This window comes from Ensifer sp. 22521, from assembly GCF_052044795.1.
In the GTDB taxonomy this organism is placed as follows: Bacteria; Pseudomonadota; Alphaproteobacteria; order Rhizobiales; family Rhizobiaceae; genus Ensifer.
Genome location: NZ_JBQENM010000008.1, coordinates 283,704 through 303,094 on the forward strand (window position 1 = coordinate 283,704; position 19,391 = coordinate 303,094).

20 protein-coding genes and 5 pseudogenes are annotated in these 19,391 nt (G+C 61.7%); 2 read left to right on the top strand and 23 right to left on the bottom strand.

All coding sequences use genetic code 11. From position 1 onward, the window contains the following. Nucleotides 1–76: 76 nt before the first annotated feature. Nucleotides 77–511, bottom strand: a complete 435-nt coding sequence (locus tag ACTJKE_RS14690) for a ribbon-helix-helix protein, CopG family (RefSeq protein WP_058326600.1) — start codon at nt 509–511, stop codon at nt 77–79. Between the two features lie 10 nt (nt 512–521). Further along, entirely contained in the window at nt 522–2,507 is a 1,986-nt protein-coding gene (locus tag ACTJKE_RS14695) for a conjugal transfer protein TraG (RefSeq protein ID WP_440636878.1), read from the bottom strand. Nucleotides 2,508–2,858: 351 nt separating this feature from the next. On the opposite strand from ACTJKE_RS14695, the gene ACTJKE_RS14700 reads away from it, so the two are divergent. Further along, the gene (locus ACTJKE_RS14700) at nt 2,859–3,152 is read left to right on the top strand and encodes a DUF982 domain-containing protein (protein WP_112995885.1); all 294 of its coding nucleotides are present in this window, start codon (nt 2,859–2,861) and stop codon (nt 3,150–3,152) included. Between the two features lie 23 nt (nt 3,153–3,175). On the opposite strand, the pseudogene ACTJKE_RS14705 reads toward ACTJKE_RS14700, so the two are convergent. From ACTJKE_RS14705 to ACTJKE_RS14790, 18 genes and pseudogenes are all read right to left on the bottom strand, one after another. Beyond that, a pseudogene (locus ACTJKE_RS14705) lies at nt 3,176–3,457 on the bottom strand (hypothetical protein); the annotation flags it as partial. 57 nt (nt 3,458–3,514) lie between these two features. After that, nucleotides 3,515–5,254: a relaxase/mobilization nuclease domain-containing protein gene (locus ACTJKE_RS14710; protein ID WP_440636876.1), complete on the bottom strand. Its 1,740-nt coding sequence runs from the start codon at nt 5,252–5,254 to the stop codon at nt 3,515–3,517. 243 nt (nt 5,255–5,497) lie between these two features. Then, a pseudogene (locus tag ACTJKE_RS14715) lies at nt 5,498–6,291 on the bottom strand (lytic transglycosylase domain-containing protein). A gap of 4 nt (nt 6,292–6,295) precedes the next feature. Further along, nucleotides 6,296–6,628: a DUF736 domain-containing protein gene (locus ACTJKE_RS14720; protein WP_112995882.1), complete on the bottom strand. Its 333-nt coding sequence runs from the start codon at nt 6,626–6,628 to the stop codon at nt 6,296–6,298. Between the two features lie 46 nt (nt 6,629–6,674). Further along, complete coding sequence (locus ACTJKE_RS14725; protein WP_112995881.1) at nt 6,675–7,199, bottom strand: S26 family signal peptidase; 525 nt, start codon at nt 7,197–7,199, stop codon at nt 6,675–6,677. Next, nucleotides 7,196–7,717, bottom strand: a complete 522-nt coding sequence (locus tag ACTJKE_RS14730; RefSeq protein ID WP_112995880.1) for a DUF2840 domain-containing protein — start codon at nt 7,715–7,717, stop codon at nt 7,196–7,198. Before ACTJKE_RS14730 ends, ACTJKE_RS14725 begins: the two co-directional genes overlap by 4 nt. Next, the gene (locus tag ACTJKE_RS14735; RefSeq protein WP_112995879.1) at nt 7,714–8,829 is read right to left on the bottom strand and encodes a replication initiator protein A; all 1,116 of its coding nucleotides are present in this window, start codon (nt 8,827–8,829) and stop codon (nt 7,714–7,716) included. The genes ACTJKE_RS14730 and ACTJKE_RS14735 overlap by 4 nt, the downstream gene beginning before the upstream one ends. 12 nt (nt 8,830–8,841) lie before the next feature. After that, nucleotides 8,842–9,123 (bottom strand): helix-turn-helix domain-containing protein, encoded by a 282-nt coding sequence (locus ACTJKE_RS14740; protein WP_112995878.1) that lies wholly within the window; start codon nt 9,121–9,123, stop codon nt 8,842–8,844. A gap of 135 nt (nt 9,124–9,258) precedes the next feature. Further along, the gene (locus ACTJKE_RS14745; protein ID WP_440691932.1) at nt 9,259–9,930 is read right to left on the bottom strand and encodes a DUF2285 domain-containing protein; all 672 of its coding nucleotides are present in this window, start codon (nt 9,928–9,930) and stop codon (nt 9,259–9,261) included. Further along, nucleotides 9,896–10,033 (bottom strand): annotated as a pseudogene (locus tag ACTJKE_RS14750) (transcriptional regulator domain-containing protein); the annotation flags it as partial. The pseudogene ACTJKE_RS14750 and the gene ACTJKE_RS14745, both read right to left, overlap by 35 nt. Before the next feature lie 121 nt (nt 10,034–10,154). Beyond that, nucleotides 10,155–10,418 carry a DNA -binding domain-containing protein gene (locus tag ACTJKE_RS14755; RefSeq protein WP_440636872.1) on the bottom strand — a complete coding sequence of 88 codons (264 nt, stop codon included), beginning with the start codon at nt 10,416–10,418 and terminating at the stop codon, nt 10,155–10,157. A 147-nt stretch (nt 10,419–10,565) separates the two neighbouring features. Continuing rightward, on the bottom strand, nt 10,566–10,814 hold the full coding sequence (locus ACTJKE_RS14760) for a hypothetical protein (RefSeq protein WP_112995877.1): 249 nt from the start codon (nt 10,812–10,814) through the stop codon (nt 10,566–10,568). Nucleotides 10,815–11,005: 191 nt separating this feature from the next. Then, nucleotides 11,006–11,329, bottom strand: a complete 324-nt coding sequence (locus tag ACTJKE_RS14765; protein WP_112995876.1) for a DUF736 domain-containing protein — start codon at nt 11,327–11,329, stop codon at nt 11,006–11,008. 508 nt (nt 11,330–11,837) lie between these two features. Further along, the gene (locus ACTJKE_RS14770) at nt 11,838–12,047 is read right to left on the bottom strand and encodes a hypothetical protein (RefSeq protein WP_112995875.1); all 210 of its coding nucleotides are present in this window, start codon (nt 12,045–12,047) and stop codon (nt 11,838–11,840) included. A gap of 148 nt (nt 12,048–12,195) precedes the next feature. Further along, nucleotides 12,196–12,702: a thermonuclease family protein gene (locus ACTJKE_RS14775; protein WP_112995874.1), complete on the bottom strand. Its 507-nt coding sequence runs from the start codon at nt 12,700–12,702 to the stop codon at nt 12,196–12,198. After that, nucleotides 12,699–12,839 (bottom strand): annotated as a pseudogene (locus tag ACTJKE_RS14780) (SOS response-associated peptidase); the annotation flags it as partial. The gene ACTJKE_RS14775 and the pseudogene ACTJKE_RS14780, both read right to left, overlap by 4 nt. Next, nucleotides 12,835–13,077 (bottom strand): annotated as a pseudogene (locus ACTJKE_RS14785) (hypothetical protein); the annotation flags it as partial. The pseudogenes ACTJKE_RS14785 and ACTJKE_RS14780, both read right to left, overlap by 5 nt. 275 nt (nt 13,078–13,352) lie before the next feature. Next, nucleotides 13,353–14,252 (bottom strand): zincin-like metallopeptidase domain-containing protein, encoded by a 900-nt coding sequence (locus ACTJKE_RS14790; protein WP_112995873.1) that lies wholly within the window; start codon nt 14,250–14,252, stop codon nt 13,353–13,355. 838 nt (nt 14,253–15,090) lie between these two features. On the opposite strand from ACTJKE_RS14790, the gene ACTJKE_RS14795 reads away from it, so the two are divergent. Next, nucleotides 15,091–16,788 carry an ABC transporter ATP-binding protein gene (locus ACTJKE_RS14795; protein WP_440636869.1) on the top strand — a complete coding sequence of 566 codons (1,698 nt, stop codon included), beginning with the start codon at nt 15,091–15,093 and terminating at the stop codon, nt 16,786–16,788. Between the two features lie 17 nt (nt 16,789–16,805). Here ACTJKE_RS14795 and ACTJKE_RS14800 read toward each other — a convergent pair whose 3' ends face one another. The 3 genes from ACTJKE_RS14800 to ACTJKE_RS14810 form a co-directional block, all read right to left on the bottom strand. Next, on the bottom strand, nt 16,806–17,495 hold the full coding sequence (locus ACTJKE_RS14800; protein ID WP_440636867.1) for a hypothetical protein: 690 nt from the start codon (nt 17,493–17,495) through the stop codon (nt 16,806–16,808). Nucleotides 17,496–17,578: 83 nt separating this feature from the next. After that, complete coding sequence (locus ACTJKE_RS14805; RefSeq protein WP_112995870.1) at nt 17,579–18,490, bottom strand: LysR family transcriptional regulator; 912 nt, start codon at nt 18,488–18,490, stop codon at nt 17,579–17,581. A gap of 125 nt (nt 18,491–18,615) precedes the next feature. After that, a complete protein-coding gene (locus tag ACTJKE_RS14810; protein WP_112995929.1) occupies nt 18,616–19,050 on the bottom strand; it encodes a PACE efflux transporter in 435 nt (144 codons plus the stop codon). Nucleotides 19,051–19,391: the final 341 nt, after the last annotated feature.

Genomic DNA, 19,391 nt, shown 5'->3' on the forward strand with positions numbered 1-19,391 from the left:
GCGCAACTGATAGGCTGCCCCGCGGCCGGCATGGTTAAAGGGCGTGTGCTCGGTGAGCCAGTTTCGCCAACGACCCCTAATCATCGGTCGGCAGCTCCGCGACATCCTCCGAAATCTCCTGCCGCAGCTTCGGCCCCTTGACGAGACGACGGCCGAGGGCAGCGACGAAAGCGTCGTAGCGCTCGCCGGCCCTGGCTCGAGCGGCAGCCTGAGCAGGTTCGGGCAGCGGCGGATTGGTCGTCAGCCAGAAGCGCACGAAGACGGCGAGTGTCTCGACCGCTATGCCGAGATCGCGTTCCAGGCGGGTCATACGTCGGTCGAGCTGATCAAGCCGCTTTGTGGTCGCCGCCTCCTGGCGCTCCGCCGCATCGGGCGAAAGGAAAGAGGCGATGGATGCCTCAGCAACGAGCGAACGCGATTGATCGCGGCGCGCCGCATACTCGCTGAGGGCCTTCATGACAGGCGGGTCGAGATAGACGGAGAGGCGTTGTTTCTTCGCTGCTTTTGTCATCGGGTGTGTTTCAAAGCTCCATTCCGTCATTTGGGTCGAGGGAGACTTGCCGGGCAACACCCTGCATGAGCCGGGTCATACGGCGGTTGCGAAGGGCGTCTTCTTCAGCCTCCTCCGGAGGCTCGTAGTCGAACTCGTTGTCGATTGGCTCTTTCTTCTCGATGACATCGGTCACCTTCAACTCAGGCTGCTGACGCCGTTCCGAGCCGGTCGGATCCTCGTCGTCGGAATTCGCTTCCAATTGGGCTGGGTCAGAAACGGCCTGCTGCGGAGCGGACAAGGTGCTCCAGTCGTCGACGCTCCCGCGGGTCCTGATCTTCAGTTCGGGCGGCGGAAAGATGCGCTCCTTAAAAACGGGATCTTCATAGTAACGGGCTTTTTTTGCGCGAATCGGTGGCGTGCCGGCGACCATCACGATCTCATCGGCGGGTGGAAGCTGCATCACTTCACCGGGGGTCAGCAGGGGGCGCGCGGTTTCCGAGCGCGAAACCATCAGGTGGCCGAGCCAGGGCGAAAGCCGGTGCCCTGCATAGTTCTTCATCGCCCGCATCTCGGTGGCCGTTCCCAGGGCGTCGGAGACGCGCTTGGCCGTGCGCTCGTCATTCGTCGCGAAGGAGACGCGCACATGGCAGTTGTCGAGGATCGAATTGTTAGGCCCGTAGGCCTTCTCGATCTGGTTCAGCGACTGCGCGATCAGGAAGCTCTTGAGCCCATAACCTGCCATGAAGGCGAGGGCGCTTTCGAAGAAGTCGAGGCGGCCGAGCGCGGGGAACTCGTCGAGCATGAGAAGAAGTCGGTGGCGGGCGGCCTTTCCTTGCAGGTCTTCGGTGAGCCGCCGGCCGATCTGATTGAGGATCAACCGGATCAGCGGTTTTGTCCGATTGATGTCTGATGGTGGGACGACGAGGTAGAGCGTCGTCGGCCGATCGCCTCCGACAACATCAGTGATCCGCCAGTCGCAGCGTCGCGTGACTTCGGCGACGACCGGATCGCGATAAAGCCCGAGAAAGGACATGGCGGTCGAAAGGACGCCGGAGCGCTCGTTGTCGGACTTGTTGAGCAACTCGCGCGCGGCGCTGGCGATGACGGGATGGGGACCTGCCTCGCCGAGATGCGTGGCTTTCATCATGGTGGCGAGGGTGGACTCGATCGGTCGTTTAGGATCGGAGAGAAATGCCGCGACGCCGGCAAGCGTCTTGTCCGGCTCGGCATAGAGAACGTGAAGGATCACCCCCACCAGCAGCGCATGGCTGGTTTTTTCCCAGTGGTTTCGCCTTTCGAGTGAACCCTCCGGGTCGACGAGGATATCGGCGATGTTCTGGACATCGCGCACCTCCCATTCACCGCGGCGCACCTCGAGCAGCGGGTTGTAGGCGGCGGATTTTGAATTGGTTGGATCGAACAGCAGCACACGGCCGTATCGAGCCCGAAAGCCGGCAGTGAGCTGCCAGTTCTCGCCCTTGATGTCGTGGACGATGGCCGAACCCGGCCAGGTCAGGAGCGAGGGAACGACGAGACCTACGCCCTTGCCGGACCGTGTCGGCGCGAAGCACAGCACATGTTCGGGACCGTCGTGTCGAAGATACTCGGAACCCAGCTTGCCAAGAACCACACCGTCGGGCCCGAGGAGGTCGGCCGACTTCACTTCTTCAGGGCTCGCCCAGCGCGCGGACCCATAAGTCTCGACGTTCTTTGCTTCCCGCGCACGCCAGACCGACATGCCGATCGCAACCGCTATGGCGATGAAGCCGCCGGATGCTGCAATCATCCCGCCCTTCCAGAAGACATCGGGCGCGTAGGCGTCGTAGAAGTACCACCACAAGAAAATCGAGGGCGGATAGTAGACGTGCAAGCCGGCAAACTCGAACCAGGGCTGGCCAAGCTGAGCCTGGAATCCGAGCTGCCACGCCGTCCATTGTGTCGCGGTCCATGTCGTCAAGAGCACGATCAGGAGAACGGCGAGGATCTGGCCCCAGAGGATCTTGGTCGCGGACATGCTCCGACCTTCGTTGCAGCAAATGGTGTCAAGATCACGGATAGCGGCATGCGTGTTCAAGCTGCCCCAGGCGGGGAGCGAGCAAACGGCGGGCAGTGCGCGGAATTACAGGCCGTCGGCGCGATCCTTCTACCTCCACGAACCGCGATGCTTGCGCTCGCTCTGCGCACCAAGGTGATGGTCCCCGTTATCTGCCGCGAGAGTCGCACTGCATCTCATCTGAATGGCTAACTCCTGGTGACCAAGAATTCGCGCGGCGCGAGCGTAACCCAGCCAAAAGAATCATTGTAGCTTGCGGAACGAAGCTGGCGGTCTGGCGATTCTCAGTACGACCTTTGAGGAGGTCCGAAAATGAAAGAAGCACCGTGGCGCATTCCACTGTGGGTGATGCTGCAAAATGGTATGCCGCGCCGGTTCTGCGGCCCCTACGATGCATTGGATTTCTTGGAAAACGAATGGCCGAGCCATGGAGTCCAGCAGGCTCGGGCAATTGAGGCTTGTCGCGCTGCATTGCGCCATTCAGAGTATACGAATTCCGCGAAAAACTCCTTCGTAGCAGCATGCATCGAGGCGTCGTTAGAATGCAGCGACGCTGTGAAATTTGGCTTTCGGTTCAGCTACAAAGGAGCGAGCCGGCATCGATAGGTCCGGCCGCGGTCAAAATACCGTCAGGGCGCGGCGTGAACGCGGCCCGCTATTGCGAGCGGTCGAGGTTGAGTGCCGCCGCAAACCCGCGGCGGCATGACAACGGGCGACAGACCGACGAGCGGGAACAGTAATCCTCCGATGACGAGGATCGCCAACAAGCCGCGGAAGACGCGTCTGTCCGCGGGCATTCGCGGTACGCCGAGCGACCCGGCCGGCCGGCGCTTCCACCACATCACCCCTGCCGATACCGCGAGCACGACGATGGCGATTGAGGCGGCCAGCAACACTGGCTGGTTCACGAGGCGACGATCCGCGTAATTTGGGATCGCGCCGATATTGCGTGCCGCCAAGGTCTTGCGTCAGAGCCCGAGCCCACGCTTCTTGCCGAGGCCCCAGTCAATCCCGCCATCGCCGCGATCCACCCCGGAGACTTGGCGTCCGAGATGCTTTTCCAGCGAAGGGGACCACGGCACCAGCTGGAACCCCAGACCGTCGTCGATCATCGCGAAGCGGCCGGAGGCGAGTGCGAACCTTTGGCGATAGGTGCCAGCGACATACTCGCCTGAGGCGGACTTGTTGAATGGCGTCCCCGTTTCGGCGGCGAGCCTCTGCCCAAGCGCCTCGAGCTCCTGCCTGCGCAGGGTTTCGATCAGGTTGCGCGCGAACACCACGCCGCGCCCCTGCCGCTCTGCGAGACGGCGTTCGATGAGCTCTTCTGCCCGTCGGTCCATGGTCTCGCGAACCTCGGCACCAAAACCGCCGCTGCCGAGTGCCAGCGGTTCGCGCGCGATCGCCTGACGGTCGAGCCAGGTGGCGCCGCTCGCCGTGATCTGCTGCTCAATGCTCAAGTCCGATCGGACGGCGAGGGCAACACGACGCCGAGCCTGCGCGTCATCGAACTTTCTCAGTTCGACGATGGATCCGATCGCCCCATCGCCCGCCGCGTCGAGATCGGGAACCTTGATGTGGTGAGTACGTCCGTCGACGGCGTCGATTACCGCATAAGCCGTGCCCTTGATCTCGTCATCCAGACCCCGATCGACCAGGCGCCCGATGACCGGCAGGTTGAGGCTTTCACCCGCGAGCACATAGCTGGCGGTGCTGCGTTCGATGCCGCGTTCGGACAGACTGCGATGAATGCGCTTGATGATGTCATTACGTTCGCCAAGCTCGCGAAGGACTGCTTCGGCATTTTCGGCCATCAACCACTGGCCGGGGCGGACCTGATCGGCGAGGCCGAGGGATTCGAGCTTGCGCAGGCGGCCGATCTTGACCGCGTGGAGCTCGTCTGGCTGCCGATCGGGATGTGGCGCGAGATCGATGACGCCAGTGCGATAGCTATCGCGTGCGAGCTGTCGGTCGACGCTGGTCCAGCGCTCGCTTTCGATCTGACGCTCGAGTGTCTGGCGGATGTCCTGATCGGTCCGCGGTCCGAGCTCCCGAGTGATGAGGTCGCGCGCGCGATCGCGCATTCCTTCCTTGATGTAATCGCGCGAGATGACGAGATTTTCACCGTCGTCCCGCACGCCGCGCACCAGCAGATGGACGTGGGGGTGCGCGGTGTTCCAGTGATCGACCGCCACCCAGTCGAGGCGGGTGTCGAGATCCTTCTCCATCTGGCTGATGAGATCACGCGTGAAGCCCTTGAGGTCGGCCATCTGAAGCACATCGTCCGGCGAGACGATGAACCGGAAATGATGCCGGTCGCCCTCGCATCGTTCAGTGAAGGCCTTCGGGTCCGCCGCATCGCCACCAGGGCCGAACATACGAGCTTTCTCCCCGTCGCGGGTCACGCCCTCGCGCCGCAGATAAGTGAGATGAGTGGCAAGCGGTGCACCGCGGCCGCTGAGCCTTACCACCCGCGCCTTGACGACGGCGCCACGCGAGCGGGACGTGATCAGGCGATTGGCCTGAACGGAGGCGCGCTGGCCATGCCCGAAGCGAGAGCGATTGCCGGCGCTGATCGTACCACGCTGTGACACGGATCCGCCGGCGCGCTCAGCTGCGGCAAGCGCCTGGGCGATGAAGGGGCGGGCGCGTTGCGCTCTTGATGAGCGGACGCGGCCAGGGCGGATACGGAAGTCACTCTCGTCACTCATAGATTAGTTCAGCACATCATCATATCATATTGAAACTGCGTAATAATGCTCGCTTGTGCGAGGTGCGGTCCCTTGGCGCACCTCGCGAAATCACGCTGCAAGTCATTGAAATGAAACAACCGTCCTCGGCCGCACATCGCGGCCCTTTATCCTGCCATCCTCCGGTCGTGTCTCCGGCTGCCCGCCCCACTATCCTCCAGGATGCGCGGAAGCCCGCCGGGATACGCTTGCCTGAAGTGGTGCTCATTGCTCACCACGTGGATCACTTCGTCCAACGAACAGGCCGATCGAGTGCGTTTTCAGTGCAGGGAAATCGCGTGATGATGGCTCGATTTCTGCGCCGCCGGCGCGCGATGGCTGCGAACGTGGCGTGCCAACTTCCGTGAGGCTGGCGGGTGTTATGAAGAGTGGAGCCTGCCACCAGGTCGTTTCACTGACGCCCGCGGCGTGGCGGCGCTCGGGAGGTCGCCAACGCCAAGAAGAGGAGCGATGCCAAGAAGAGGAGCGATCGCGGCGACATAGGCGCGGGTTTCGGCCGGCAAAGGCCGTCCCGATCGGAGGTATTCGTCGTAGCGTGCCGGCCCCGCATTGTAGGCTGCGAGAAAGCCTGGGGCGCCATAGCGGTCGTGCATTTCTCTTAAATACGCGGCGCCTGCCACGATGTTGTCGCGCGGATCGTAAGGATCGTCGCCAAGACGATAACGGACGCGGAGTTCCTCCCAAGTGTCAGGCATGATCTGCATCAGGCCCATGGCACCGGCGCGCGAGAACGCGCGGACTTCGCCGGCACTTTCAACGCGCATCACCGCGCGTATCCACGACGTCGGAATGACAAACCGCCGGGCTGCCTCGTCGATGTGGGCAGCGTATGGGCCGCCGGTCGCCAGGCGCGCCGCCGGCTTGCCTTGCGCGAACAGGCTGAGATTCGGAGGGGAAGCAAGGATGATGCCGGAAAGGAGAAGGAGCGCAGAAAGGCGGACTACACGTGGCAGACCTCGCCTGGCTGGGGAGATGCGAGCCGGTGGGGCGATACGCATCGGCCTAGTCCCGGCCGGCGTGCTTTTGCGGTCGGTTCCAGAAGAGACCCCAGACGCTTCTGTCCTCGCCGGACGAAAAAAGATTGGCGCGGATCGGTGCGGCGAGGGCGGGATCGTCGATCAGGATCGCTACATAGCCGCCCGCCTTTTCTCCGGTCCGCTTCCAGCCGGCGCCAATCTCCGGCCCGTCTTCGCCGAGATGGATGCGGAAGTCTGGAGCGTTCTCGGCATCGCTTGGCTCGGCGTGCTCGAGCACGAGTTCGACGTTGAGCGAGAGGGTTCGCAGCGTTCCGGCATATCCTGATTTCGTCCGTGAGAACTGACCGATCTGAGGCATCGAAAGTCTCCTTGCGTGCGTGGTGAAGGGAAGGTTCGGGGCGCGATCAAAGGTCGAGGGTGCTGCTTTCGCTGGTCCAAAGCGGGACCGCCCGGCCGAGGACGAGGCTCGCGGGGATTGGTCCGAAATAGCGGCCATCCAGGCTGTCCGGGACCTGCCAGTTCATGAGAAACAACTCGTCGTCGGCGACGACCCGGCACCCCTGCCAAGCGGGCAGATCGCGGCCGAGGCGGTCGCGATCGAGCGCGGCGCCGATGGGCACGCCATCGACGACGATTTGGCGACCGGAGCGGCAGACCTGTTGCTTCGGCAGGGCGGCGACGTGCTTGATCAGCGGCACGCCGCGCGGCAGATATCCACGGTCGGAGAGCAGGGTCGCAAGCGGTTCGGGTGCCGAGACAACGACCAGGTCGGTCACTTCGAGCCGCCCTGGAGCCTCGATCGTATAGAGGCCGATCGGCGCGCTGGCCGACGCGTTCCAGACAAGCTTCACCGGGACTGGCACAGCTGCCGTGATGAAAATCGCGGCCGAAGCGAGAAGCACCGTGATGACATAGCCGCAGCGGGTCATGACGTCGTTTTCCGGCGCAGGAGATAAGCTTGATGCTGCTCGTGCGTGTAAGCGCGAGGCGCATGGCCGGCTGCGAGCCGGTTATGGATGTGACGCCAATGATCCGGAGAGACATCGGGCCCGGCGATGTCGAGCGCCTCTATGGCATCGATCGTGCGCAGCACCTGTTCGACTTTCGGCCAGCCCTCGACCTTGAGGAGAATCTCGCCACCGGGCCGCACGAAGGGTAGCGTCTGGTAGGCCTCGCCTGGCGAGACGGCGCGCACGATGTCAATCCGAGAGATGATCGTCCCGAAGTCGTTCGACGCCCAGCGGACGAAGGCGAAGATCGTCTCCGGGCCGAAGGACAGGACGCGCCGGCTACGGCTCAGGATCGCTTCGTGTGCGGGCGCGCCGAAGCGGATCCAGCTCTCGATCTTCTTCTCGATCCAGGTCAGTTCAACACGGGTCAGATTGTCGGATGTGCGAGCGGATGGCGTCGAACTGCCACGCCCACGATGGTTCGCGGTGCCGGTCATGAGTCGTCTCCGATAGATGCTGGGAATTCATGGGTCTGAACGTCGCGTGGGTCTCCACGGCGGCCCGGGTGCGGCTCGCGGGACGTTTTTTCCACATCGCCGCTGCCAGAAAGAAAGTTAGATTCTCTGTTAGATTCTAGGTTAAGCCCGGGAAAAATCGTTTCAGGCCAAAGGGTTAGTTGCGATCCATGCGCCCGAAATCCCGATGCTGATGCGCCTGAAGTCCCGACAGTCGTTGCGCCCGAAGTCCCGAGTGTTTCCACAGCGTCGTCCACAGTGCCCGTGGGCAGGGTGGCGGGGAGGATGCGCAGCAACTCGCGCCTGCCACGCCGCTCGATCCGAAGCCGGTAGCCCGGAAGCGACTGTCGCCGGACTATGCGCCGGAGATCGAAGGCGAAATCGGACATACGAGCGAGGCTGCCGGACTTCGCATGGAGGTGGGCGATCTCGAAGATCCAGCCACGGGCCTGTCGGCCGGCGTGCTTGCGGGCGACGCGGTAGAGCCAGCGCTCAATGCCGCCGGTCAGGCGAAAATAGGCCGGGTCGATTGCGAGCACGAGTGAGCGGTCGATGACGCCCCGGTAGAACCAGTCGGGCAGGACGAATTCCATGCCCTCCGTCCGACCGTCACATGTCGTGCATTCCTCCCATTCATTGATCCAGGAGAACTGGTGTCGGCGCCAATGCTCGCCCTGACGTATGGTTGTCCGGATCGCGGTGGATTGAAGCCGCGTCAAAGCGCCCTTCAGGAGCTTGTATTCCCGAGTTCCGGTATTGCGGCCGATGGCAGTCAGGAGTTGATACGGCGTAAAGCGAAGAAAACGGGACGTCTTCAGGCCGAGATTTTCGGCCTCGACGATCTGGCTCGCGGCCCAGATGAGAACGTCGGCGTCCCAGATCGTGGCCATGCCGTGCTCGGCTACGGCAAAGACTTCCACTTGCACGTCACCGGATTTGTAGAGGATTGGTGCAACCCGCTTGGCCTTGGCCAACGAAAAGAAGGGGCGCTCCATGAGGTCGCGCTGATCGCGCGGACTGGCGGCGCCTGTGGCGACGATGAAGGGGTCGAGCTTTGCTCGTTCGCTGAGGGCAATGATACGCGGTCGCTTCATGACAGGGCGACCTCAACGCTGCTGACGGCCGGTGTGTGCTTGCCCGATGGCGCTATGGCGCTTTGCCGGAAGGACGCTGCCTCTTGGGTCGGAGGTCGAGGTCAGCATCCCGCGATCGGCCCAGGCTTGCAGATCCTCGATCGAATAGACGACCCGCCCCCCGAGCTTCCGATAGGCTGGTCCTGTCCCATAGGTTCGGTGCTTTTCGAGTGTGCGGCCGGACAAGCCCAGAAAACGCGCAGCTTCGGGCGTGCGCAGGTAGCGTGGGGGTAAGCCGGCGGTATTCGATGCCATGTGGTGCCTCCGTGGTTGTCGGTGGGGCGCGCCGGACGTGAGCGGCGGACGAAGGGCAGGGTGGCGAAGAAGTGCCGGAAGGGGGGAGTGCGAAGATAGACGAGCCAAAAACCCCACCCCTTCGGGGGGCGGGGACTACCGGCGGCGGCGGTGGCGCAGAAGATTTCGATAGCCACCGGCGATCATGGCCAGGCCGTCCTTGACCAGATCGATGGTCGCGTCACGCAGGGCCGAGGTTTTCCAGGGCTCAGACGCTACGCGTTCTCGCCCGTAGATGACGCTGCCGATTTCGCGGTAACTGGCGCCGTTTACGCGCCCGTCTACGGCTTGCAGCATGTGTCGCGCGCGTCGACGTTTCTGGTGCGTGAGACGCGTGTCCTCCGCGACGCGCCGCCCCAATAGACTCTGGACCAGTCGAAGCAGTGCTTCGAGCCGATCGAGTGCGTCTGGATCGAGGGGAATGAGGGCGGAGAGCGGCTCATCGGCGCCGACGCTGGCGAGACGCAGGACTTGTATCGCGTCGCCGTCAGGTAAGACGTGATGGAAGAAGGAGCCGAATTCGTCTGTCTCCGCCCGGGCTTGGTCGAGTAGACGGGAGAGATTCCGATCCGTCGGCGCGATTGTGGGGGTGGATGTCAGCAGAACGGCGCTGGTATCCAGCTCCGGCGACCAAGTCACGGTGGTTTGTGTGGCATTGAGTGTCGGCGCAATTGCGAAATTGCAACCCCCATCGCTGGCGGAGTGCCAGCAAGAACGATTTGCGGTCAGCGGTGGCTCGTTGAAGTGCCAGGAAGTCCTGCTGGTAATCTGTGTTGCGACGCAGCCATTCCCAAGCGAGGTCGGGACCAGAAAGCTCATCGACATAGTCGTATGCCGATGGGGATCGCCATTGTGACGTATCTGGGCGCATCCACTTCCTCCACGCGCATGCAGCCTATCCGCGTGCGCTACGAGGATGATTCCCGGATCAATTGCCTCGCGGAAGCCCCCGCGATGGGCCCGCGTGTTGCATTCCAGGCAACACAATGGCTTCAGTGGTTGCGGTCCGTCGCAAGCTGACGGTAGCCGATTTCGCTGATCCAGCGGGCGCGCGCCAGGTGCCGTTCATGGACTTGGCGCGCGCGCTCCGGCTCGTTGACGGGATCTATCCCGAACAGGACTGCGACGGCTTCCTGCCAGGTGGCGCCGTCCGCTGCTGCATCGAGGAGCCGCATATAGAGCTTCATGTGCTCGCGATCGTAGGTCGTAAGCATTGAACCCTGCGGTGGCTCGTCCAGGAAAGCTGGCTCGGTCAATTCAATCCTCCCGATCGCCGTACTCGGCGCGAGATCATGCCTTTCTTCGGGATCGGCAACTTAATCGGGCGCGTTCGCTGGACTGCGTCCTCACGGCTGTAAGACGAGCGTTGCATATCTGAGCGGGAGAACTCGCCGTATCCCAGGTCACCCGCTGCCCGTTTGTTTCGCACGTACAAGCATCACTCCTTCACCGTCGCTGGACTTGATGAAGACGATGCCGGCAGCCTCGAGCGTGCGACGCACCTGATCGCGCGTCGACTCGTGCACCCTGAGGTCATTTGCTGACTCAAGGCGCTTGAGCGCGGTCAGTGATACCCGGGCCTTGTCAGCGAGCGTCTCCTGGTTCCAACCGAGCAACGCGCGTGCGGCCCGCGTCTGGCGGGAGGTGATCATGAATGATCACCTCCCATTGACGCGAGCGCTTGCGCCAGAACTACGACTATAATAGTCGTCCTCGGTCAATTCACGCAAGCGTTTAAGGCGTAATTCGCCGAAGAAGGAGCCCATTCGGCGCGAACTGATTCGGTCGCCGCGGTGTTCTCGCCCCGCCCGGTCGGTTCCGGGCGAGGCGAGGGTGGTGTGGCTCAGTCGCGATTACGGCGGCTGGGACGAGACCAGATGAGAGAGAAGCCTTCACCGTCCTCGTCGTCGACGAGATTGGCGTAGATCGGAGCGGTAAAGCTCAGATCGTCGAGCTTGAGGCCGAGATAGTCGCGGCCTTCGTTGGAGCGCTTGGTCCAGGCGGCGCCGATTTCGGCGCGACCGACCAAGACCCGGTGGCTGGGGGCATTTTCGCCAGCGTCGCCGGCTGCCGGGACGATGCGGACGTTCTTGGCCCGGACCGAGAGGGTGACGATTTCGCCGACGAATTCGTTGTCGGACTTCTTGAAGGTGCCAATGGTCGCCATGGTAGTTCTCCTTGCGCTGGTGTTTCGAGCCCGCGCCCGTCGCGGCCTCGATGGCGATCTTCCGGCTGGAGGCGAGCGACGACGCATCGCTTGCGACCGCAGCGCCAGCGAAGGATGGCACAGAGGCGACTTTGTTGTTTCGCGAGGAATGGGCGTAGCCCAGGGGAAGAAAGTCACTGCCGCGCCGTTGCGTGAGAGGCGGTCGAGGCGTCAGCCGTCCTTCGGCCAGATCAGGCCATTGAAGGGGCCGCAGGGGGCGGGGACTGACAGCTGGTCTCAAGGAGGATGACGCGACGGTCGATGGTTCGAGATTCCAGCGCTATCCCGGGCATCACGACCGCTTCCACGCCGGGCCGTCGTCTCGTGTCCCCGACCTGGCACTATGGTGGAATACCACACGCGATCTGGGCATCTGACGTCGCCTGGAGAACTGTCGTCATTGGCCATGCTGAACCACGTGCCTGCGATCGGGCGCCGTAATCATGACACGCTTTATCCCGCGAAAGCGCTATTCGTCCCGAAGTGCGCGTCGAACTCCGGCGAGTTTTCGCTCTGCCGTCAGCAGTTTCTCCTGCAGCCAATCGACGCGCTCCTCGCTCGGACGCAGATGTGAGAAGTAGGCGCCGAGGATCTCCCTGGGACTGACCTGCAGCGACTGGCAGACCCTCACGAGCATCGAAGCAGACAGACGGTTGATGCCTTTCTCGTATTTCTGGATCTGCTGGAATGTGACCCCACGTCATTGGCAAGCAGCTACTGACTTACACCCAATACCTCACGGGCGGATCGGATCCGCGCGCCAATCTCCCGGTCGATCGACTTCAAATCGTTTTTCGTCTCGTTGGTCGGCATTGATCATCTCGTGTTCAGCAAGAAGGCACTTGCTTCGCACGGCGGGCCCGCTCTTCGCAAGGCAGCTCAAAACGTCCGCGCCAGATGCCGGCGCGACCCGACCGCGCCGACCGCTGGGCGCCGGCATAGGCGCCCTTGCTGTATCTCTGCCAATCCACGGCATTGCCACTCTCGACCAGCCAGCGGTTGACCTCTTGGCCATCTGCGCGAAAGCAGACGGCCACGAACCGCTGGTATCTGTCCCGCTCTACGACCTCGCAGCGCGTTGGTCGTGACGCGGCAAGGAACCTGTCGAGCGCGAACGCTGCCCGCTTGCCGCAGCCGTAGGTGCTGCCGTCGCCATCGTCGCAGATTTGCCAGCTCTCGGGCGCGTCGACCCCGTGCAGGCGAACACGCTCGCCTCTGATTTCGATTGTGTCGCCGTCGATGACGGCCGCGCGCCCGGTGATTGGACCTTGAGAACGTGCGGGCAGGGCGATACCGAGCGCGATCGCGATCAGCAGCAGATGGGAAAACTTCATGGTACGGGCTCGGTCGGATCGAGTATGTCTGCGGTGTCATTCTTCGGTGAACCGACTTTTCGATCGATCGGCCACATAGTCATCAATTCGGCCGAGAACGGCTTCATCAGGTCGAACGGGTCAGGCTCCGGCGACAGTGTAAAGGGTCTGAGTCACGAAAGGCGTAATCGCCGGATATCGGAGCACCGTCTCGACGTCGAAAATCGCGAAAACCCCGAAAGACCCCGCGATCTTCCCGGCGAGTTCCTGGACGCCGCGCACCTCGACCGCTCGTCGGTATTGGTCAAGTCCGGCGTAGGCCCGTCTGCGATGGGGCTCCAAGACTGTAAGATCGATCGCGACGGCGGCTTCGATTTCGTCCTTCAGTGTTCGCATGCCAAGCGTGTTCCTCGGCTGCAAAGCAGTCGTTGTAACCCTCGATCCGTTGGATTGGCGCGCCACAGCGCCGGTGAATGTTCTTATTATGTTCTCGAGAGGCACGAAGAGTCAAGATCGGGAAACTGATCGCCTGTAGCCGCTGTCCTTGCTGTGTCCTGTCCTTCGAAGCGGGCGTGGCGCTGAGCGCCCGGGTTGTCGATCGAGCCATAGCGTGAAACAGAGCGCCGCTGTGACCTCCGGGGTGCCGATGCCGCACCCCGCACCTTGTCTCGCTAAGCGTCGCTCTGCTGCGCATGCATCCAGTCGGCAATCTCCTGCGCCTTGCTGGCGGCGGTGAAGATGGCGCGCTTGTCGGTGCGCAGCACCTCGAGCCAGGAGGCGATATAGCGGGCGTGGTCGAGGCGCAGTTCGGGGCTGAGGTTGAGATCGGCGCAGATCATCGCGCTCAATAGCTCAACCGAGCACTCTTCCATAGCGTAGGCGGCCGAGCCGAACCGTCCGGAGAGATCGCGATCAAGGCGGTGCTTGGCTCCGGAGGCGTGCCCGCATTCGTGAAGCATCACGGCATAATAGGCGACGGCGTCGCGGAAACAGGCGAACTCCGGCATCTGCACATGGTCGGTAGACGGGCTGTAATAGGCCTGCGATCCGCCGTGCCGGATATCGATGCCGAGCGCCGCACAGAAATGTTCGGCCCGCTCGATCCGCTCGGTCTCCGGCAGCACCGGCGTTGCGGGCGGTGTGTAGCCATCGACCTGCGCGCAGTTGAAGACCGTGTAGCCGCGGGCGAACATGCGCCGGCCGGTCTCGTCGCGATCCGCGTCGTCGTTCCGGTCGTAATCCTCACGGCGTCGATCGTCGACCTTCCAGAACACGACCAAGTGGCTGCGTTCGCCCTTGCGGACCTGGGCGCCAAGTGCCTGCCATTGGCGATAGGTGCCCCAGATGCCGGCGGGATATCCGGCCGCGTGTGCCGCGGCCCAGAGTGCTATGACATTGACGCCGCGATAGGCCTTGGACGAGGCGATGTTGACCGGCGTGGTGATGGCCGATCCGTCATGGTGCCAGGGCATCCGGTAGTCGCCGGCGCCGGCCTCGATGGCGGCGATGATCTGGCTGGTGACGCGCTCGTAGATGTCGTTCCGGGTGTGAAGAGTGTGATCCGTGGTCATGGCTGCCTCCTTGTGTTCGCCTCTTCGTCGAGGGCGAGGCGACAAGGGCAGGCGCGGGCAGCCGGCCCGTCACACCCTGTTCTCGGTGCTGGTGCGGAACAGGGTTGAGGGGAGGCAGCGTCTGCTACATCCGAGACCCTGCCTCGACAGGCGAGCACAGGAGGTGCCGACCATGATCGGCGCGCGGGAGTGGACGCATGCGGATGGTGCGCGCCTCTCCAGCCGACGACATTGTGAGGTTGACGCCGCAGCGGAAACGACCTGGTGCCCACGGAATGGGCCAGTTTCTCGCCGCAAACCGTCGATCACGCCCGGCGACCAACAAGGCCAGCACCTGAATACTCTGCGCGTGCTGGCGATTGCCTGCAGAGGCCGGCTCCCCGTTTCGAGGCACGGCGCAAGGCGGCCCAGGAGGGCCGCACACCACAGGATATGCCACCCCGAGTTCCGCGTTGGTGATTTCGTCCGGTCGAAATCGGAATGGACGCAGGCGGACGACAAATGAGCGATGTTCCGTGCTTTCCTTGGATCGGGAAGAAAGAGGCGAGACCGGATTTTGTCGTTGGGAGAAAGCCGGACGCCTGAATGAAGGCGGGTGATATTATCAGAGCTTCAACAAGCCATCTCAGCCGGCCCATCTACAAAGCATGTTGCTCGCCGTTAGGGCGTCGTCACTTCATGGCAGTCGTAAATTATAATCGAGGTATTTCGCGCTTATCACGGCCGAGCGGTCGCCCCCTATTAAGGTCTAGCCGTAGTCGCTGCGCCAGGATCCTTCAGCAGCTGGTTGGCGACGTGACTGTGTCGACGCCACTAGATCCGAAGGAAGTCATCAGAAATGCCAACTTCGGGAAAGCTGAGCGATTGGGGCGTGGTGATGGCTCCGCTTGGCGGGATCATCTCGAGCTTCTGGAAAGTCTCGCGGGATACGATAGTGCTCGTTGCCGCGGTCGTGGTCGGCTCGTCACTGGCCTCGGTCTTCGCGCCCTATCTTTTCTCGCGGCTTGTAGATCGCCTGACTGATGATCGCTGGCTGGACACGATTTCTGCGGGTCTTTTGATCTACGCCGTTGTCATCGGGCTCTCACTTGCGCTGCAAAACATGGTGAAGTACCTCGCCGCGATGAGCGCCGAGGATTTGAATTTCATCGCCGCCACTCGTTTTTTCGAGCACTTGGTCAAGAAATCGCCTCGGTTCTTCGTCGAGCACAATCCCGCCGAGATTCAGTCCGCGCAGATGCAGGGAACACAAGCCCTCATCGTCGTAGTGCAACTTGCCTTGATGGTCCTCATACCCGGGTTTGTGCAGCTAGCTTTGACCCTGGTCGTCCTGAGTGCCGCCATTGATGCGAGGGTGGTCCTTGTCGTCCTTATATACGGGGCGGTGTTCATTTCGCTGACCTACTTCTCGAACAAATGGACGCGACCGCATCTCGAAAACGCGGCGACGGCCGGGCAAGCCAATGCGCAGTTGGTGGGTAACGCGATTTCCTCGATGGAGACGCTGCGCTACTTCGGAAGCTGCGGATGGATGAGTGACCGTTACAGACGCGGCGCTGAAGAGGTCCTTCACAACTGGCGGAGCTATTGTCTGAAACGGATCGCCTACGCTGGCGTCTACGGTCTCGCTCTCGCGCTTCAGTTCGCGATCGCTTTCACCATTTTCCTGCCCCGCTACCGAGAAGGGACCATCTCTGTCGGCGACATAGTGCTGTTCAATGCACTCCTTCTTCAACTCAACCAGCCTTTCGAGATGGTTGGTCTCGCGATCGAGAGCCTGGTGAGATCCTATGCGCAATTCAGGCCCTTCGCCCAGATGTGGGCATCTCCTGAGGAGAGTGACCGGACTGCAGCGCGCGGCGAACTCGAAGCCGTCGGGGGACGGCTCGAATTCAAGAACGTCGACTTTTCCTATGAAGACGGGCGTGGAATAGCGGACGTAAGCTTTGTCGCCCGGCGAGGAGCCATCACCTTCATCACCGGCGAGACCGGTTCGGGAAAATCGACGGTTCTCCGGCTGGCGTTAAAAACCATCGAACCTTCCAACGGAGAAATTCGTGCCGACGGCGTCGACCTCTGCGAGGTCAACCGGCAGGATTGGTATGCATCGGTCGGCGTCGTTCCGCAGGAAGTGATGCTGCTCAACGATACGCTAGCGGCCAACATCGCTCTGGGCCGACCGATCGATCATCAGCGACTGCGCGAGGCCGCTACGAAGGCGGCGATCCTCAATAGGATCGAGGAGTTTCCCGATGGGTTCTCAACGATCGTCGGAGAGCGTGGCCTGAAACTGTCCGGTGGCGAACGTCAGCGAATTGCAATTGCCAGGGCGCTTTACGGCGAACCGAAGTTTCTGTTCCTGGACGAAGCGAGTTCCGCCCTCGATGAGGCGACGGAAGCAGCTATCATGGACCATATTCGGAGGATCGCAGGTGAAGTCACCGTCTTGGCGATCACCCACCGCAAGAGCACAATCCGTCAGACAGACAATGTCGTCGATCTGCGCGATCGGGCGCGCGTAACTGAATGCGTATAGAGCCGCGGCGATTTGGATCACATGTAAGGCGAAGGGCGCTGGTTGACGTCTGCCTGTGCCGTGACGATTCCGGCGAGGTGTGCGTACCGTCTGAAAACCTCATCGACAAAGCTCGCCACCTCATTCCGGTGGTTGGATTGTCTGGTTAAATTGGGCACAGGGGCGGCGTAGAGGTCAAAGTTGCTGTAGATGTAGTATCGATAGTGAATCGTTTTGCTCCAGATATAGCGCATGATCGTCCAATCGACCTCCGCCATGCACTTCGACGCTACCGCTAGGAATTTCCTGTCGAAATCAGTGTATTGCCACCTCTCGATAGAACGGAAGCCTGAAGGCGCCGCGGCAACCCATTCAAAAACCTCCGAATGCCAGGACATCAGCACGTTCTGCCCGATGGCATCCTTCAGTTCGGCCCTGCCATCGTCCGCACTGGGTCTGTGCCGCCTGGCAACGAGTTGGCGGGCAATATTGAAGGCCTCCTCGATGTAATGTGCCTTGAGAGGCGGAATAAAGAATCCCTTCGACGGGATGCTGTCGAGCGCGTCTTGCTGGGCGAGGCGGATAAGGGCCTCGCGAACCGGCATGACGCTTGTTCCGATATCGTGCGCCAGCGGTTTGGCAGCAACGCCGCCAACAATGAAGTGAGGGCGAGCAAAGATTTGCTCGCACACCCGCTCGTAGACTAAATGGTTGATGAGAAACCCCACCATTCCTCCTTTGTCTGTTCAAAGGGCTGTGCTGTCTCCTGATCTATTGAGGAAGGCGAATGCACCCGAGGTCCCAATGGCCGCTACGGGAGGCAAAACGTCAAAGCAAAGCGATTGCGCACGAAGGCAAGAAAATTCTTCAACGTCGGATTCGAGTTGTCTTCGTGCCAGTACCCAGAATATGCGATCGAGCAAGGGCCGCGGGAGGTACGAACCTCCCGCAAGACAATGTTTGGGTACTGCAATCCTGTGGCACCTTCGCAGGTGATGGTTACGCCGATCCCTGCGCCCAGCATGTTCATGATCGACTCGCGGCTGACCGGTTGCATCTTGATTTTTGGACGGGTCCCGAATGCCGATAGATGACCCAATAACATGTCGTGAATCTCGGGCCCCGGATCATTGGCCGTGAGCCAGAAAGTCTCGTCGCGCAGGTCGGACCACTGCACGGACGGATGTGCCGCGAGCGGGTGGTCCGCCGCCATCGCGACGAGCAGCCGTTCAGTCCAGAAGGTGGCCCCTTTGATTTCTGAATAGCTTGCCTCGCCGGGCAATATGGCGATATCGACCGTGCGCTCCTTCAGACCGTTCACTAGATCCAGGCGTTGAGCTTCAACGGCATCGATCTCCACATTGGGATTGCTTTCGCGCCAGCTGAGCAATGTAGTGTGGAGGTTCCCGGCGGAAACCGGGACATTATAGCCGATTGACAGATCCCCAACGCGTCCTTGTCCGGCAGCACGCATGCCCGCAGCGAGCTGATCGACTTTGCTGACGATGTGGCGCGCCTCGCGAACGAACTCCCTGCCAACCCGGGTAGTCGAAACCCCTGAAGTCGTCCGAATGAACAACGTCGCGCCTAGACGCTCCTCCAGGCGGAAGATGCTCCGGCTAAGCGTCGATCGTTTGATGTTGAATGCCTCCGAAGCACGATGGAAGCTGCGACAGTCCGCAGCTGCGATTGCATGACGAAGCTGGCGAATATCGAATGGCATGTTTCTCTCCCGTCGGCGCAGAGCACCTTTCGCCCCATAGCGCCGACCGACGAGGCTGGCCGCGGGACGAGCGGGGCGCCATTGCCAGAGTGGAGCGATCTGAATGACACGCAGCCGCGCCTTCGTTACACAGTGTCCGCCGAACGATGGACGGGCAGTGGGAAGGTCCGATCGTAGGCGAGGTTAAAGCCGAAAGCGTAGACCATGTAGAAAACGGCGATCGACACATCCATCACGAATGTGTCCCAGAGCGACATGCCGAGATACCACGACACCGGGGGGATGAGCATGATCAGAAAGCCGATCTCGAACAGCGCCGCGTGCAGGAGCCGCAGCGGATAGCTCTTCCTCGTATTCCCAAAGAGGCGCAGCATCGCATGATCAAAGCCGAGATTGAATCCGAAATTCCAGATCGTCGCCAGGGTCGATGCGAAAATGCCGACGACGCCCATGTGACTTGCGGGCTGGTCGAACAAGTAAGCCCCGGCCGGCGTGACGATAGCCAATCCGAGCGCTTCAAACAGGACGGCATGACGCATGCGATCAGGGAAAGTGCGTATGGTAGACACGACGAAATCATCCTTCTCTGTTGCGCGATCGCGACGTTTCTATCTGCCTGATGAGGTGTATCAAGTTAGGTACTATCTGGAATGTAGATAGATTTCGGTTTGCAGCGGTCAGCTTGACGCTTACCTGGCACCCGGCTGCCCGGCTCGTTTTCCGCCGGCGTCAGGGCTTTGCGAAAGGCGCCGGCGTCAGACAGCACTCAGCTCGGAAGTCTTGAGCAGGATCTTGGTATCGGGCGGTACAACCGATCAGGACGCAATCCGCACTTACATCGGCTGGGGATCAGCGCCTACCAGGAGCCAAGGTAAAGCTCGATCATCGAGACCGCCCGACC

Excerpts from the sequence above, each read along its gene's own strand:
- ACTJKE_RS14690 (WP_058326600.1), bottom strand. The coding sequence starts at position 511 with ATGACAAAAGCAGCGAAGAAACAACGCCTCTCCGTCTATCTCGACCCG.
- ACTJKE_RS14695 (WP_440636878.1), bottom strand. The coding sequence starts at position 2,507 with ATGTCCGCGACCAAGATCCTCTGGGGCCAGATCCTCGCCGTTCTCCTG.
- ACTJKE_RS14700 (WP_112995885.1), top strand. The coding sequence starts at position 2,859 with ATGAAAGAAGCACCGTGGCGCATTCCACTGTGGGTGATGCTGCAAAAT.
- ACTJKE_RS14710 (WP_440636876.1), bottom strand. The coding sequence starts at position 5,254 with ATGAGTGACGAGAGTGACTTCCGTATCCGCCCTGGCCGCGTCCGCTCA.
- ACTJKE_RS14720 (WP_112995882.1), bottom strand. The coding sequence starts at position 6,628 with ATGCCTCAGATCGGTCAGTTCTCACGGACGAAATCAGGATATGCCGGA.
- ACTJKE_RS14725 (WP_112995881.1), bottom strand. The coding sequence starts at position 7,199 with ATGACCCGCTGCGGCTATGTCATCACGGTGCTTCTCGCTTCGGCCGCG.
- ACTJKE_RS14730 (WP_112995880.1), bottom strand. The coding sequence starts at position 7,717 with ATGACCGGCACCGCGAACCATCGTGGGCGTGGCAGTTCGACGCCATCC.
- ACTJKE_RS14735 (WP_112995879.1), bottom strand. The coding sequence starts at position 8,829 with ATGAAGCGACCGCGTATCATTGCCCTCAGCGAACGAGCAAAGCTCGAC.
- ACTJKE_RS14740 (WP_112995878.1), bottom strand. The coding sequence starts at position 9,123 with ATGGCATCGAATACCGCCGGCTTACCCCCACGCTACCTGCGCACGCCC.
- ACTJKE_RS14760 (WP_112995877.1), bottom strand. The coding sequence starts at position 10,814 with ATGATCACCTCCCGCCAGACGCGGGCCGCACGCGCGTTGCTCGGTTGG.
- ACTJKE_RS14765 (WP_112995876.1), bottom strand. The coding sequence starts at position 11,329 with ATGGCGACCATTGGCACCTTCAAGAAGTCCGACAACGAATTCGTCGGC.
- ACTJKE_RS14775 (WP_112995874.1), bottom strand. The coding sequence starts at position 12,702 with ATGAAGTTTTCCCATCTGCTGCTGATCGCGATCGCGCTCGGTATCGCC.
- ACTJKE_RS14790 (WP_112995873.1), bottom strand. The coding sequence starts at position 14,252 with ATGACCACGGATCACACTCTTCACACCCGGAACGACATCTACGAGCGC.
- ACTJKE_RS14795 (WP_440636869.1), top strand. The coding sequence starts at position 15,091 with ATGCCAACTTCGGGAAAGCTGAGCGATTGGGGCGTGGTGATGGCTCCG.
- ACTJKE_RS14805 (WP_112995870.1), bottom strand. The coding sequence starts at position 18,490 with ATGCCATTCGATATTCGCCAGCTTCGTCATGCAATCGCAGCTGCGGAC.